This window comes from Geodermatophilaceae bacterium NBWT11, from assembly GCA_014218215.1.
Classification (GTDB): domain Bacteria; phylum Actinomycetota; class Actinomycetes; order Mycobacteriales; family Geodermatophilaceae; genus Klenkia.
On the sequence record CP043652.1, the window covers coordinates 1166803 to 1180553 of the forward strand.

18 protein-coding genes are annotated in these 13751 nt (G+C 70.5%); 3 read left to right on the forward strand and 15 right to left on the reverse strand.

What is annotated here, in order from left to right; translation table 11 throughout:
- Window positions 1-103: 103 nt before the first annotated feature.
- From rpsQ to F1C76_05590, 15 genes are all read right to left on the reverse strand, one after another.
- Complete coding sequence (gene rpsQ / locus F1C76_05520) at window positions 104-412, reverse strand: 30S ribosomal protein S17 (protein QNG36120.1); 309 nt, start codon at window positions 410-412, stop codon at window positions 104-106.
- Window positions 409-642 (reverse strand): 50S ribosomal protein L29, encoded by a 234-nt coding sequence (locus F1C76_05525; protein QNG36121.1) that lies wholly within the window; start codon window positions 640-642, stop codon window positions 409-411. Before F1C76_05525 ends, rpsQ begins: the two co-directional genes overlap by 4 nt.
- Entirely contained in the window at window positions 642-1058 is a 417-nt protein-coding gene (gene rplP, locus F1C76_05530) for a 50S ribosomal protein L16 (protein QNG36122.1), read from the reverse strand. The genes F1C76_05525 and rplP overlap by 1 nt, the downstream gene beginning before the upstream one ends.
- 3 nt (window positions 1059-1061) lie before the next feature.
- Window positions 1062-1994, reverse strand: a complete 933-nt coding sequence (rpsC, locus tag F1C76_05535) for a 30S ribosomal protein S3 (GenBank protein ID QNG36123.1) — start codon at window positions 1992-1994, stop codon at window positions 1062-1064.
- On the reverse strand, window positions 1994-2470 hold the full coding sequence (locus tag F1C76_05540; protein ID QNG36124.1) for a 50S ribosomal protein L22: 477 nt from the start codon (window positions 2468-2470) through the stop codon (window positions 1994-1996). The genes rpsC and F1C76_05540 overlap by 1 nt, the downstream gene beginning before the upstream one ends.
- A 20-nt stretch (window positions 2471-2490) precedes the next feature.
- The gene (rpsS, locus tag F1C76_05545; GenBank protein QNG36125.1) at window positions 2491-2772 is read right to left on the reverse strand and encodes a 30S ribosomal protein S19; all 282 of its coding nucleotides are present in this window, start codon (window positions 2770-2772) and stop codon (window positions 2491-2493) included.
- Window positions 2773-2795: 23 nt separating this feature from the next.
- Window positions 2796-3629, reverse strand: coding sequence for a 50S ribosomal protein L2 (gene rplB, locus F1C76_05550; GenBank protein ID QNG36126.1), 834 nt, complete (start codon window positions 3627-3629; stop codon window positions 2796-2798).
- 52 nt (window positions 3630-3681) lie between these two features.
- A complete protein-coding gene (locus F1C76_05555; protein ID QNG36127.1) occupies window positions 3682-3984 on the reverse strand; it encodes a 50S ribosomal protein L23 in 303 nt (100 codons plus the stop codon).
- Window positions 3981-4742 (reverse strand): 50S ribosomal protein L4, encoded by a 762-nt coding sequence (gene rplD / locus F1C76_05560; GenBank protein QNG36128.1) that lies wholly within the window; start codon window positions 4740-4742, stop codon window positions 3981-3983. The genes F1C76_05555 and rplD overlap by 4 nt, the downstream gene beginning before the upstream one ends.
- The gene (locus tag F1C76_05565) at window positions 4739-5404 is read right to left on the reverse strand and encodes a 50S ribosomal protein L3 (protein ID QNG36129.1); all 666 of its coding nucleotides are present in this window, start codon (window positions 5402-5404) and stop codon (window positions 4739-4741) included. The genes rplD and F1C76_05565 overlap by 4 nt, the downstream gene beginning before the upstream one ends.
- 13 nt (window positions 5405-5417) lie before the next feature.
- A complete protein-coding gene (gene rpsJ / locus F1C76_05570) occupies window positions 5418-5723 on the reverse strand; it encodes a 30S ribosomal protein S10 (GenBank protein ID QNG36130.1) in 306 nt (101 codons plus the stop codon).
- 124 nt (window positions 5724-5847) lie between these two features.
- Window positions 5848-7041: an elongation factor Tu gene (gene tuf, locus F1C76_05575; GenBank protein ID QNG36131.1), complete on the reverse strand. Its 1194-nt coding sequence runs from the start codon at window positions 7039-7041 to the stop codon at window positions 5848-5850.
- Window positions 7042-7150: 109 nt separating this feature from the next.
- Window positions 7151-9238, reverse strand: coding sequence for an elongation factor G (fusA, locus tag F1C76_05580; GenBank protein QNG36132.1), 2088 nt, complete (start codon window positions 9236-9238; stop codon window positions 7151-7153).
- 107 nt (window positions 9239-9345) lie between these two features.
- Complete coding sequence (gene rpsG / locus F1C76_05585; GenBank protein ID QNG36133.1) at window positions 9346-9816, reverse strand: 30S ribosomal protein S7; 471 nt, start codon at window positions 9814-9816, stop codon at window positions 9346-9348.
- Window positions 9816-10190, reverse strand: a complete 375-nt coding sequence (locus F1C76_05590; protein QNG36134.1) for a 30S ribosomal protein S12 — start codon at window positions 10188-10190, stop codon at window positions 9816-9818. Before F1C76_05590 ends, rpsG begins: the two co-directional genes overlap by 1 nt.
- Before the next feature lie 656 nt (window positions 10191-10846).
- Here F1C76_05590 and F1C76_05595 point away from each other — a divergent pair.
- From F1C76_05595 to F1C76_05605, 3 genes are all read left to right on the forward strand, one after another.
- Window positions 10847-11827 carry a hypothetical protein gene (locus tag F1C76_05595; protein ID QNG36135.1) on the forward strand — a complete coding sequence of 327 codons (981 nt, stop codon included), beginning with the start codon at window positions 10847-10849 and terminating at the stop codon, window positions 11825-11827.
- A gap of 48 nt (window positions 11828-11875) precedes the next feature.
- On the forward strand, window positions 11876-12103 hold the full coding sequence (locus F1C76_05600; GenBank protein ID QNG36136.1) for a hypothetical protein: 228 nt from the start codon (window positions 11876-11878) through the stop codon (window positions 12101-12103).
- Between the two features lie 84 nt (window positions 12104-12187).
- Complete coding sequence (locus tag F1C76_05605) at window positions 12188-13738, forward strand: acyl-CoA synthetase (GenBank protein ID QNG39033.1); 1551 nt, start codon at window positions 12188-12190, stop codon at window positions 13736-13738.
- The last annotated feature ends 13 nt before the right edge of the window (window positions 13739-13751 follow it).

Here is a 13751-nt window from a genome sequence, read left to right on the forward strand (position 1 = left end):
TCAGGTCCCGGGTGTCGGCACGCCCGTGGGCGCGCCAGTGGTCCAGAGTACGCGCCACCCCGCCCCCCGGTGAAGGGGGGCGGGGCCGGCTCGTGCCTGGGGCTTACTTGGCCTTCTCGACGACGGACACCAGGCGCCAGCGCTTGGTGGCCGAGGTGGGCCGGGTCTCCATGATCTGGACCCGGTCGCCGATGCCGGCGGTGTTGCTCTCGTCGTGCGCCTTGAGCTTGCTCGTGCGACGCAGGACCTTGCCGTAGAGCGCGTGCTTCACGCGGTCCTCGACCTCGACGACGATGGTCTTGTCCATCTTGTCGCTGACCACGAGGCCCTCACGGACCTTGCGGTAGCCACGACCGGCCAGGCCGGGACCCGAGGCGACGGCCTCGTTGGTCTCGTTGGTGGTCTCGCTCATGCCACACCCTCGCTCGGGGCGACCGAGAGACCCAGCTCGCGCTCGCGCATGATCGTGTAGATCCGGGCGATGTCGCGGCGGACGGTCTGCAGTCGCCGGTTGTTGTCCAGCTGGCCGGTGGCCACCTGGAACCTCAGGTTGAACAGCTCTTCCCTCGACTCACGCAGACGCGTGGCGAGTTCGTCCACCGAGAGCTCGCGGAGCTCCGGGGCGGTGAGGCCGGCAGCCATCACACCTCTCCTTCACGGGTGATGAAGCGGCACTTCATGGGGAGCTTGTGGATGGCGCGGCGCATCGCCTCACGGGCGGTGGGCTCGTCGACACCGGACAGCTCGAACATGACGCGGCCGGGCTTCACGTTGGCGACCCACCACTCGGGGGAGCCCTTACCGGAACCCATGCGGGTCTCGGCGGGCTTCTTGGTGAGCGGGCGGTCCGGGTAGATGGAGATCCAGACCTTGCCGCCACGCTTGATGTGGCGGGTCATGGCGATACGAGCGGACTCGATCTGACGGTTGGTCACGTAGGCGGGCTCGAGAGCCTGGATCGCGTACTCACCGAAGTTGATCGCGGTGCCGCCCTTGGCCCGACCGGTGCGGTCGGGACGGTGCTGCTTGCGGTGCTTGACGCGACGCGGGATCAGCATCTGTCAGCCCTCCTGGGGAGCGGTTGCCTCGGCACCGGCAGCCTCGGCGGTCGCGGTGCCCTCGGCGCCGACGGCCTCGCCGACGCTCTGCGCGGGAGCGGCCTCGGCCGTCGTGGGCTCCACCGCGGTGGCGGTGGTGTCCTCGGCAGGGGCCTCGGAGCCGGCGGTCGTGGGCTCGGCCGCTGCGCGGCCGGCCTCGGTGCCACCAGCGGTGGTGCCGGTCGAACCCGACCGACGCGGACGCTGAGCCCGCTCGCGACGCTCCTGACGCTGGGCCAGGGCCTGGAGGGCCTCGCGCTCGGCCCGGGAGCCGCTCGCGTCGCCCTTGTAGATCCAGACCTTGACGCCGATGCGACCGAAGGTCGTGCGCGCCTCGTAGATGCCGTAGTCGATGTTCGCGCGCAGCGTGTGCAGCGGCACCCGACCCTCGCGGTAGAACTCCGACCGGCTCATCTCCGTGCCGCCGAGGCGACCGGAGCACTGCACCCGGATGCCCTTGACCTGCGGGCTCCGCTGCGCGGACTGCATCGCCTTGCGCATGGCACGACGGAAGCTGACCCGGCTGGAGAGCTGCTCGGCGACGCCCTGGGCGACCAGCTGCGCGTCGGACTCGGGGTTCTTGACCTCGAGGATGTTCAGCTGCACCTGCTTGCCGGTGAGCTTCTCGAGCTCGCCGCGGATGCGGTCGGCCTCGGCGCCACGGCGACCGATGACGATGCCGGGGCGGGCGGTGTGGATGTCGACACGGACCCGGTCACGGGTGCGCTCGATCTCCACCTTCGAGATGCCGGCGCGCTCCATGCCCTTGCCCATCAGCTTGCGGATCGCCACGTCTTCCTTGACGTAGGCCGCGTACAGCTTGTCGGCGTACCACCGGGACTTGTAGTCGGTGGTGATGCCCAGGCGGAACCCGTGCGGGTTGACCTTCTGACCCACTAGCGGGTCCCTCCCTTCGAGTTGGTGTTGCCCGGCTGCCCGACCTGGGTGGCCGGACCCGTCTGACCGGTGTGGCGACGCGCCTTGCGGGAACGCAGGGCGAGCTCGGCGCTGGAGGCGACCGGGCTGACCTCGACGGTGATGTGCGCGGTCCGCTTGTTGATGCGGAACGCACGACCCTGCGCACGCGGACGGATCCGCTTGAGCGTCGGGCCCTCGTCGACGTAGGCGGCGCTGACGACCAGCGCGGCCGGGTCGAGCTGCAGGTTGTGCTCGGCGTTGGCCACCGCGGAGGCGACGACCTTGGCCACCGGCTCGCTGGCGGTCTGCGGGGCGAAGCGCAGCAGCGCCAACGCCTCGTCGGTGGGCAGGTAGCGGATCATGTCGATCACGCGACGCGCCTTCATCGGGGTGACGCGGACGAACCGGGCCGTGGCCCGGGCGACCGGAGCGTCGGTCCCCAGCTGGGAAGTCATCTCAGGTTCTCCTCGTCCGCTCAGCCGCGCCGCGACCGGCGGTCGTCCTTGACGTGCCCACGGAAGGTGCGCGTGGGCGCGAACTCGCCGAGCTTGTGCCCGACCATGGCCTCGGTCACGAAGACCGGGACGTGCTTGCGCCCGTCGTGGACGGCCATGGTGTGGCCGAGCATGTCCGGGATGATCGTCGAACGCCGCGACCAGGTGCGGATGACGTTCTTGGTGCCCTTCTCGTTCTGGGCGTCCACCTTGGCGAGCAGGTGGTCGTCGACGAACGGGCCCTTCTTCAGGCTGCGTGGCATTGTCTGTCGGCTCCTCTACCCGCTCAGCGCTTCTTGTTCGCGCGCCGGCGGCGCACGATCATGGCGTCGGAGGCCTTGCGCTTGCGCGTGCGGCCCTCCGGCTTGCCCTTCGGGTTGACCGGGTGGCGTCCACCGGAGGTCTTCCCCTCACCACCACCGTGCGGGTGGTCGACCGGGTTCATGGCGACACCACGGACGGTCGGGCGCTTGCCCTTCCACCGCATCCGGCCGGCCTTGCCCCAGTTGATGTTCGACTGCTCGGCGTTGCCGACCTCGCCGATGGTGGCGCGGCAGCGGACGTCGACGTTGCGGATCTCGCCCGAGGGCATCCGCAGCTGGGCGAACCGACCCTCACGGGCCACCAGCTGGACGCTGGTGCCGGCCGAGCGGGCGATCTTGGCCCCGCCACCGGGCCGCAGCTCGATGGCGTGCACGACCGTGCCGACCGGGATGTTGCGCAGCGGCAGGTTGTTGCCGGGCTTGATGTCGGCGTTGGGGCCGCACTCGACCGGGTCGCCCTGCTTCAGCTTCGCCGGGGCGATGATGTAGCGCTTCTCGCCGTCGGCGTAGTGCAGCAGCGCGATGCGCGAGGTGCGGTTGGGGTCGTACTCGATGTGCGCCACCGTGGCGGGCACACCGTCCTTGTCGGCCCGACGGAAGTCGATGAGCCGGTAGGCACGCTTGTGCCCACCGCCCTGGTGGCGCGCGGTGACGCGGCCGTGGACGTTGCGGCCGCCCCGGCCGTGCAGCGGGCGGACCAGCGACTTCTCGGGGTGGTCGCGGGTGACCTCGGCGAAGTCGGCGACGGACGAGCCGCGTCGGCCCGGCGTCGTCGGCTTGTACTTACGGATGGCCATGGTGCCTACTCAGTCCCTGTCTGGTCTCGTGTGGTCGCTGGTCCCGGGGCCGTCAGGCGCCCGGACCGCCGAACAGCTCGATGCGGTCGCCAGGTGCCACGGAGACGATGGCGCGCTTGGTGTCCTTGCGCTTGCCCATCACGGCGCCCTTGGAGCGCTTCCGCTTGCCCTGCCGGTTGATCGTGTTGACGGCGAGGACCTTCACGTTGAAGACCTGCTGCACAGCGATCTTGATCTGCGTCTTGTTCGCGTCCGGGCGGACGATGAACGTGTACTTGTTCTGGTCGAGCAGCCCGTAGCTCTTCTCGGAGATCACCGGGGACAGCAGGACGTCCCGGGGGTCGCGGACGCTCATGCCTTCTCCTCGGTGGTCGCGGGAGCCATGGACGGCACCTCGCTGTCGATCTCGTGGGTCTCCAGGTCGGGGAGCTCGGAGCTGCTCGCGCGGCCCCGTCCGCCCTTGGCCGGCCCGGCGACGTACTCGGCCAGGGCGGTCTCGGTGAAGACCACCTCGTCGGCGCAGAGCACGTCGTAGGTGTTGAGCTGACCGGCCTCGATCAGGTGCACCCGCGGCACGTTGCGCAGGCTGACCCAGTTCAGGACGTCGTCCCGGTCCAGGACGACCAGCACGCGCTTGCCGGAGCTGATCGCGTCCAGGGCGGCGAGCGCGGCCTTCGTGGAGGGCGCGTCGCCCTCGACGAACGCGGTCACCACGGCGACGCGACCCTCGCGGGCCCGGTCGGAGAGGGCACCGCGCAGGGCGGCGGCCTTCATCTTCTTGGGCGTGCGCTGGTCGTAGCTGCGCGGCTGCGGGCCATGCGAGACACCGCCGCCCTCGAACTGCGGAGCGCGCAGCGAACCCTGACGGGCGCGGCCGGTGCCCTTCTGGCGGTACGGCTTGGCGCCGGTGCCGCTGACCTGGGCGCGCGTCTTCGTGGCGTGCGTGCCCTGGCGGGCAGCGGCCAGCTGGGCCACCACCACCTGGTGCATGAGCGACACGTTGGCGTTGGCGTCGAAGAGGGAGCCGGGCAGCGTGACGGTGCCCGAGGTCTCCCCCGCCGGCGTCTTGACGTCGACGGTGCGGTCGGCCCGCTCGGTCGTCGATGCGGTCACTTGGTGTCACTCCCCACGGGGCCGCCCTTGACCGCGGAGCGGACGAGGAGCAGGCCACCCTTCGGACCCGGGATGGCGCCCTTGATGAGCACCAGGCCCTTCTCGGTGTCGATCTTGTGGACCTTGAGGGACAGCGTGGTCGTGGTGACCGCGCCCATCCGACCGGCCATGCGCATGCCCTTGAACACGCGACCCGGGGTGGCACAGCCACCGATCGAGCCGGGCGAGCGGTGCTTGCGCTGCACGCCGTGTCCGGCGCCCAGGCCCTTGAACCCGTGGCGCTTCATGACACCGGCGGTGCCCTTGCCCTTGCTGGTGCCTGTCACGTCGACGGTCACGACGCCGGTGAGGACGTCGGTGGTCAGCTCCTGGCCGACCGTGTAGTCGCCGGCGTCCTTCGTGCGGAGCTCGACCAGGTGCCGTCGCGGCGTGACGCCCGCCTTGGCGAAGTGCCCGCCTTCGGGCTTGTTCACCTTGCGGGGGTCGATCGCGCCGAACCCGAGCTGCACGGCGCTGTAGCCGTCCACCTCCGGGGTGCGCACCTGGGTGACCACGCACGGGCCCGCCTTGACCACGGTGACCGGCACGATGCGGTTGTTCTCGTCGAAGACCTGGGTCATCCCCAGCTTCTCGCCGAGGAGACCACGGAATGTGCTCGCCATTGTCTCGGTGCCCCTACTGGATGTTGACGTCGACCGAGGCCGGGAGGTCGATGCGCATGAGCGCGTCGACCGTCTTCGGCGTCGGGTCGAGGATGTCGATGAGCCGCTTGTGCGTACGCATCTCGAAGTGCTCCCGCGAGTCCTTGTACTTGTGCGGGGAGCGGATGACGCAGTACACGTTCTTCTCGGTCGGCAGCGGCACCGGGCCGACGACGCGCGCTCCGGTCTTCGTCACCGTGTCCACGATGCGCCGCGCCGAGGCGTCGATGGCCTCGTGGTCGTAGGCCTTCAACCGGATGCGGATCTTCTGTCCCGCCATCGCCTTGTCTCGCTCCTGCCGATCGGGTGTTGCCTTGGTCAGTACTGGGTCGGTTGACCCGGGTGCTCCCGGGACGACCCGGGCGGTGGGTGGCGGCCGGTCGCGGCCGCCACCCACCTGGGGACTACTGGTTGATCTTGACGACCCGGCCGGCGCCGACGGTGCGGCCACCCTCACGGATGGCGAAGCGCAGGCCCTCCTCCATGGCGATGGGCTGGATGAGCTCCACCGTCATCTCGGTGTTGTCGCCGGGCATGACCATCTCGGTGCCCGAGGGCAGCGTGACCACGCCGGTGACGTCCGTCGTCCGGAAGTAGAACTGGGGACGGTAGTTGTTGAAGAACGGCGTGTGACGGCCGCCCTCGTCCTTCGAGAGGATGTAGACCGAGCCCTCGAAGTTGGTGTGCGGGGTGATCGAGCCCGGCTTGACGACGACCTGGCCGCGCTCGACGTCCTCGCGCTTGATGCCGCGCAGGAGCAGCCCGACGTTGTCGCCGGCCTGGCCCTGGTCGAGCAGCTTGCGGAACATCTCGACACCGGTGACGGTCGTCTTCGACGAGGTCGGGCGGATGCCGACGATCTCGATCTCCTCGGAGACCTTGACGATGCCGCGCTCGACGCGACCGGTGACGACGGTGCCACGACCGGTGATCGTGAAGACGTCCTCGACGGGCATGAGGAACGGCTTGTCGATCTCGCGCTCGGGCTCGGGGATGGAGGCGTCGACCGCGTCCATGAGCTCCATGAGCTTGTCGCCCCACTCGGCGTCGCCCTCGAGCGCCTTCAGCGCCGAGACGCGCACGACCGGCAGGTCGTCACCCGGGAACTCGTACTCCGACAGCAGCTCGCGGACCTCGAGCTCGACGAGCTCCAGGATCTCCTCGTCGTCGACCATGTCGGACTTGTTCAGGGCCACGACGATGTAGGGGACGCCGACCTGGCGGGCCAGGAGCACGTGCTCCTTGGTCTGCGGCATCGGGCCGTCGGTCGCCGCGACCACGAGGATCGCGCCGTCCATCTGGGCCGCGCCGGTGATCATGTTCTTGATGTAGTCGGCGTGCCCGGGGCAGTCGACGTGCGCGTAGTGCCGGTTCTCGGTCTGGTACTCGACGTGGGCGATGGAGATCGTGATCCCACGCGCCTTCTCCTCGGGCGCCTTGTCGATCTGGTCGAACGCGGACGCCTCGTTGAGGTTCGGGTACTTGTCGTGCAGGACCTTGGTGATCGCCGCGGTGAGCGTCGTCTTCCCGTGGTCGATGTGCCCGATGGTGCCGATGTTGACGTGCGGCTTGGTCCGCTCGAACTTGGCCTTGGCCACTGGGGTTCCTCTCGCTGAGTGTCTGTCGCAGTGCTGCTGCTGAGTCTGTGGGGTGCGGGCGGGTGCCCGCGCGGACCGGGCCGCCTGGTGGCTGCGGCCCGGACCGCTGTTACTCGCCGGTGGCCTTGGCGATGATCTCCTTGGCCACGTTGGAGGGCACCTCGGCGTAGGTGTCGAACACCATGGTGTAGCTCGCCCGTCCCTGGGTGCGGCTGCGCAGGTCGCCCACGTAGCCGAACATCTCCGACAGCGGGACCAGGGCCTTGACGACGCGGGCGCCGGAACGCTCCTCCATCGCCTGGATGGTCCCACGGCGGGAGTTCAGGTCGCCGATGACGTCGCCCATGTTCTCCTCGGGGGTGACGACTTCGACGGCCATCATCGGCTCGAGGAGAGCCGGGCTGGCCTTGCGGGCAGCCTCCTTGAAGGCGATCGAACCGGCGATCTTGAACGCCATCTCCGAGGAGTCGACCTCGTGGTAGGCGCCGTCGAGCAGGGAGGCCTTGACCCCGACCATCGGGTAGCCGGCGAGGATGCCGTACTGCATGGCGTCCTGCATGCCCGCGTCGACCGAGGGGATGTACTCCCGCGGGATGCGGCCACCGGTGACCTTGTTCTCGAAGGCGTAGGTCGCCGAGTCACCGCTCATCTCGAGCGGCTCGAGGGCGATCTGCACCTTCGCGAACTGGCCGGAACCACCGGTCTGCTTCTTGTGGGTGTAGTCGTAGCGCTCGACGGTCTTGCGGATCGTCTCGCGGTAGGCGACCTGGGGCTTGCCCACGTTGGCCTCGACGTTGAACTCACGCCGCATGCGGTCGACCAGGATCTCCAGGTGGAGCTCGCCCATGCCGGAGATGACGGTCTGGCCGGTCTCCTCGTCCAGGCGGACCTGGAACGTCGGGTCCTCCTCGGCGAGCTTCTGGATCGCCGTGCCCAGCTTCTCCTGGTCGCTCTTGGTCTTCGGCTCGATGGCCACCGAGATGACCGGCGCGGGGAAGGTCATCGACTCGAGGATGACGGGCTTCTGCGGGTCGCAGAGGGTGTCACCGGTCGTCGTCTGCTTCATGCCGTTGACGGCCACGATCTCGCCGGCGCCGACGCCCGCACGCTCTTCACGCTTGTTGGCGTGCATCTGGTAGATCTTGCCGACCCGCTCCTTGCGGTCCTTGGTGCTGTTCAGCACCGGGGACCCGGCGTCCAGACGCCCGGAGTACACGCGGATGTAGGTCAGCTTGCCCAGGTGCTGGTCGGTCTGGATCTTGAAGGCCAGGGCCGCGAAGGGCTCGGTCTCGTCGGCGTGCCGCAGGACCTCGGTCTCGCCGTCCAGCGCGGTGCCGACGATGGCCTCGACGTCCAGCGGGCTGGGGAGGTAGTCGGTGACGGCGTCGAGCATGGGCTGGACGCCCTTGTTCTTGAACGCCGAACCGGTGACGACGGGGTTGACCTCCCCGGCGATGGTGGACTTCCGGATCGCGGCCTTGAGGGTCGCGACCGAGATCTCCTCGCCACCGAGGTAGGACTCCATGATGTCGTCGTGGAAGTCCGCCAGGTTCTCGAGGAACTTGGTCCGGTACTCCGCGGCCTGCTCGGCGAGCTCGGCCGGGATCTCCTCGACCGCGTAGTCCTCGCCCAGCTTGGTCTCTCCGCGCCACGTGAGGGCGCGCATCTCGACCAGGTCGACGACGCCGATGAAGTCGCCCTCGGCACCGATCGGGATCTGCAGGACCAGGGGGTTGGCCGCCAGGCGCTCGACCATCATGTCGACGCAGCGGAAGAAGTTCGCCCCGGTGCGGTCGAGCTTGTTGACGAAGCACATGCGCGGGACGCCGTACTTCTCTGCCTGCCGCCAGACCTGCTCGGTCTGCGGCTCCACGCCGGCGACACCGTCGTAGACCGCGACGGCACCGTCGAGGACGCGGAGCGAGCGCTCCACCTCGACGGTGAAGTCCACGTGGCCCGGGGTGTCGATGATGTTGATGTCGAACCCGTTCCAGGTGCACTTCGTCGCGGCCGACGTGATGGTGATGCCGCGCTCCTGCTCCTGCTCCATCCAGTCCATGGTGGCCGCGCCGTCGTGGACCTCACCGATCTTGTAGTTGATCCCCGTGTAGAAGAGGATCCGCTCGGTGGTGGTGGTCTTGCCGGCGTCGATGTGCGCCATGATCCCGATGTTCCGGGTGTTGACGAGGTCGGCCATTGCCTTCTCCTCCTGCTCAAGTTCTTGACGCGGGCCCCGGGGGTGGCCCGGGGTTCGCCGCGGGGTGGCGGCTGGTGGCGCTGGTGGGTCTCACCAGCCGCCGGTGACTACCAGCGGTAGTGCGCGAAGGCCTTGTTCGACTCGGCCATCTTGTGGGTGTCCTCGCGGCGCTTGACCGCGGCACCGAGGCCGTTGCTGGCGTCCAGCAGCTCGTTCATGAGGCGCTCGGTCATCGTCTTCTCGCGACGCGACCGGGAGTACTGGATGAGCCAGCGCAGGCCCAGCGTGGTGCTGCGCGAGGCACGCACCTCGATCGGGACCTGGTAGGTGGCGCCACCGACACGACGGCTGCGGACCTCGAGGGCGGGCTTGACGTTGTCCAGCGCGCGCTTGAGGGTCACGACGGGGTCGGTGTCGTTCTTGGCCCGGACGCCCTCGAGGGCGCCGTAGACGATCGCCTCGGCGATGGAGCGCTTGCCGTCGACGAGCACCTTGTTCACCAGCTGGGTGACCAGCTGGGACTGGTAGACCGGGTCGACGACGAGCGGACGCTTCGGGGCAGGGCCCTTGCGCGGCATTAGCTCTTCTCCTTCTTCGCGCCGTAGCGGCTGCGAGCCTGCTTGCGGCCACGGACCGCCTGGGTGTCCAGGGAACCGCGGATGATCTTGTAGCGGACGCCGGGAAGGTCCTTCACGCGGCCGCCACGCACGAGCACCATGGAGTGCTCCTGCAGGTTGTGGCCGACGCCGGGGATGTACGCCGTCACCTCGACACCGCTGGTCAGCCGGACGCGAGCGACCTTGCGCAGCGCCGAGTTCGGCTTCTTCGGCGTCGTCGTGTAGACGCGCGTGCACACGCCACGGCGCTGAGGGGATCCCTTCAACGCCGGGGTCTTGGTCTTCTCGACCTTGTCCTCGCGGCCCTTGCGGACCAGCTGCTGGATCGTGGGCATGGGTGGCCTTGATCTCCTGCCTGCGCTGGGTCGTGCTGTGGATGAGTGCCGTGCTGGTTCCTGCTGTGGTGCTCAGGTGCGGTGGTGCCTGGTCGATCGGTCCTGCTCCCGGGCCCGTCCTCAGACGTGGTCCGGCCCCCGCGGTCGGGCGTGTTGCCTTCTCGGAGTTCCGGGCCGCCTCGCTGGGAGTCGGACTCGGTCGCCCCTCGCGCCTGGAGCGCGATCCCGGGCTCTCGGTCGTGGACCGGGCGGGACCTCCTGGTGACCAGGCGATCCGGAGACCGACCCGGGCACCGCGGTGCGTCGGAGGAGGGAGCAGGCCCAGGTCTCCCTGGGCACGGCTGATGACGATACCCGGGCGGGTGGACCCGGTCAAAGCCGGGTCCGTCACGCCAGTTGCGGGCCCGCCTCCGACGTCGTCGTCAGGCCGTTCCCCGAGGGGCGTGCCGGACGGCGGCGACGGTTGCGCGGGCCCGGCCACCGCGAGGGGCGGACCCCGGGCAGTGGCCGGCCGGGACCGTACCGCCGTCGAGGCTACCGCCGAGGGGCCCGCCTGTCAGCCTGCGGTCGCCCGCGCGTCCCGTCCGGGCTGCTCCTGTCGTACCCCCGCCCTACCGTCGGGAGGCACACCGTCACCCACTGCGCAGGAGGCCACCGTGCACGTCGACACCGCCCGCGAGCTGAAGGCCGCACTCTCCCAGCGGCTGTCCGAGGCCCCGCCCGGGGCCGTGGTGGCCAGCGGCCTGCCCGACGGGTCGGGCTGGAGCGGCATCGCCCTCGGTCTGGCACCGGTCGGCCCGGACCAGGTGCACCTGGCCGTGCGGCTGGTCTCCGAGGGCGACGCCGCCCTCGTCATGGACGGCCTCGACGACGCCGCCCGCAGCGAGGTCGACGTCCGCGTGATCGGTCCGGTCCGGCCGCTGACCTCCCCCACCCCCGAGCAGCTGCAGCAGCGCACCCGTCCGCTGGTGCCCGGGCTCTCGGTGGCCCACCCCGACGTGACGGCCGGGACCCTGGGCGGCTTCGTCCGGCGGGCGGGCACGCCCGGCCTGCTGGTGCTGTCCAACAACCACGTGCTGGCCGCCAGCGACGCCGCCACCGAGGGCGACCCGGCGCTGCAGCCCGGCCCCGCCGACGGGGGCACCGCGAGGGACCGGGTCGGGACGCTGACGGCGTTCCAGCGGTTCGTGCCCACCGGCAACCTCGTCGACGCCGCGGTGGCCGCCCTGGACCCCGGGGTGGAGGCCGACCCGACCGGGTACCCCGGGGGTCCGCTGGCGGCCGCGGTGGCCGCCTCCCTCGAGATCGACCCCGACGAACTGGTGGAGAAGGTCGGCAGGACCACCGGGCACACCCACGGCCGGATCACCGCGGTCGAGGTGGACGGCGTGGGGGTGCAGTACGACGAGGGCGTGGTCTACACCTTCGACGACCAGGTCGAGATCGAGGGCGTCACCGGGGGCATCAGCGACGGGGGCGACTCCGGGTCGGTCGTCTGGCGCAGCCGGGACCGCGCCCCGGTGGGTCTGCTGTTCGCCGGTTCGACCACCGGCGGGAGCAACGGCGGCGGTGTCACCTTCGTCAGCCCGCTGGCCACGGTGCTCCAGGTGCTCGGTCTGGAGTGGGTGGCCGGCTGACGCGTCGCGGGCTTCCCACGCAGCGGCTCCCGGGAGCACCATGGGCCGGTGAGCACCCCGGCGACCGACCGCAGCGTGGCCAGTGCGGCCAAGACCGCCCTGGCCGCCCGGTTGGCCGCCGAGCCCGGTGTGGTCGGCGTGGGCATCGCCCGCCGGGCCTCGCAGTACGTGGTGCGGGTCGACCTCGTCGACGTCGACGCCGGGGTGTCGGTGCCCGGAGCCGTGGACGGGGTGCCGGTGGTGACCCGTGTGACGGGTCCGGTCCGGGCCCTCTGAGGCCCCGGGGCCGCACTCCCCCACGACCGGGCCTGCGCAGGACCGGTGGCCCGTGTCACAGTGCCTCTCGTGACCGGACGCCCCGTGGCCGACCCCCGCTCCAGCACCGTCGACGACGTCCTGCGCCGCAGCGCCGCGCGGGTGCCCGACCGGGTCGCCCTGCGGTTCGCCGACCGGAGCTGGACCTACGCCGACCTCGACGACGCGGTGACCCGGGCTGCCGGGGTGCTGCTGGCCGCCGGCCTCGAGCCCGGTGACCGGGTGGCCGCCTACGGCCGCAACTCCGACGCGTACCTGATCGGCTACCTGGGCTGCGCCCGGGCCGGCCTGGTGCACGTGCCGGTGAACTACGCGTTGACCGGCGAGGAGCTCTCCTACCTGCTCGAGCAGTCCGGCAGCCGTCTCGTCCTGGTCGACCCGGGCCTGCGTGGAGGCCTCGACGCGGTGCTGGGCGACGTGCCGGCCGAGCAGGTGCTGAGCCTGCGTGACGCCGAGGGCTCCCTGCTGGAGCGCAGCAGCACCGGCCCGGTGCCCGAGCTCGACGTGGCCGTGACCGACACCGACCTGGTGCAGCTGCTCTACACCTCGGGCACCACCAGCCGGCCCAAGGGCGCGATGATGACCCACCGCGCGCTGGTGCACGAGTACCTGTCCAGCGTGGTGGCCCTGCAGTGCGCCGAGGGCGACGACCCGCTGCACTGCATGCCGCTCTACCACTCGGCCGGGATGCACGTGTTCCTCATGCCCTACCTGGCCGTGGGGGCCACGAACTCCCTGATGGAGGCCCCCGACGTGCCCGAGGTGCTCCGCCGGGTGGAGACCGAGCGCACCGGGGCCCTCTTCCTGGCCCCCACCGTGTGGGTGCCGCTGGCCAACCACCCCGACCTGGCCGGCCGCGACCTGTCCTCGCTGCGCAAGGCCTTCTACGGGGCCTCGATCATGCCGGTGCCGGTCCTGCAGCGCCTGCAGCAGCGGCTGCCCGGGCTGGCGTTCTACAACTGCTTCGGCCAGTCCGAGATCGGCCCGCTGGCCACCGTGCTGCAGCCCGCCGAGCACGACGCCCGACCGGACTCCTGCGGCCGACCGGTGCTGTTCGTCGAGGTGCGGGTGGTGGACGAGGACGGCTCCGACGTCGGCCCCGACGTGTCCGGGGAGCTGCTGTACCGCTCCCCGCAGCTGTGCACCGGGTACTGGGCGAACCCCGAGGCGACCGAGGCCGCCTTCCAGGGCGGGTGGTTCCACTCCGGGGACCTGGTGCTCCGGGACGCCGAGGGGTACCTCTACGTCGTCGACCGGATCAAGGACGTGATCAACACCGGCGGGGTCCTGGTGGCCTCCCGGGAGGTCGAGGACGCGCTCTACACCCATCCCGGTGTCGCCGAGGTGGCCGTCGTGGCCACCCCGGACGACCGCTGGATCGAGGCGGTCACCGCGGTCGTCGTCCGCCGGGACTCCCCCGAGGGGGCTGCAGTGGACGAGGCCGAGCTGATCGCCCACGCCCGGGGCACGTTGGCCGGGTTCAAGCTGCCCAAGCGGGTGCACTTCGTCGCCGAGCTCCCCCGCAACCAGTCCGGGAAGCTGCTCAAGCGCGTGCTCCGGGACGAGCTGACCGCCGACCGGCCCCCCGTCGTCTGACCTCGACCCCACC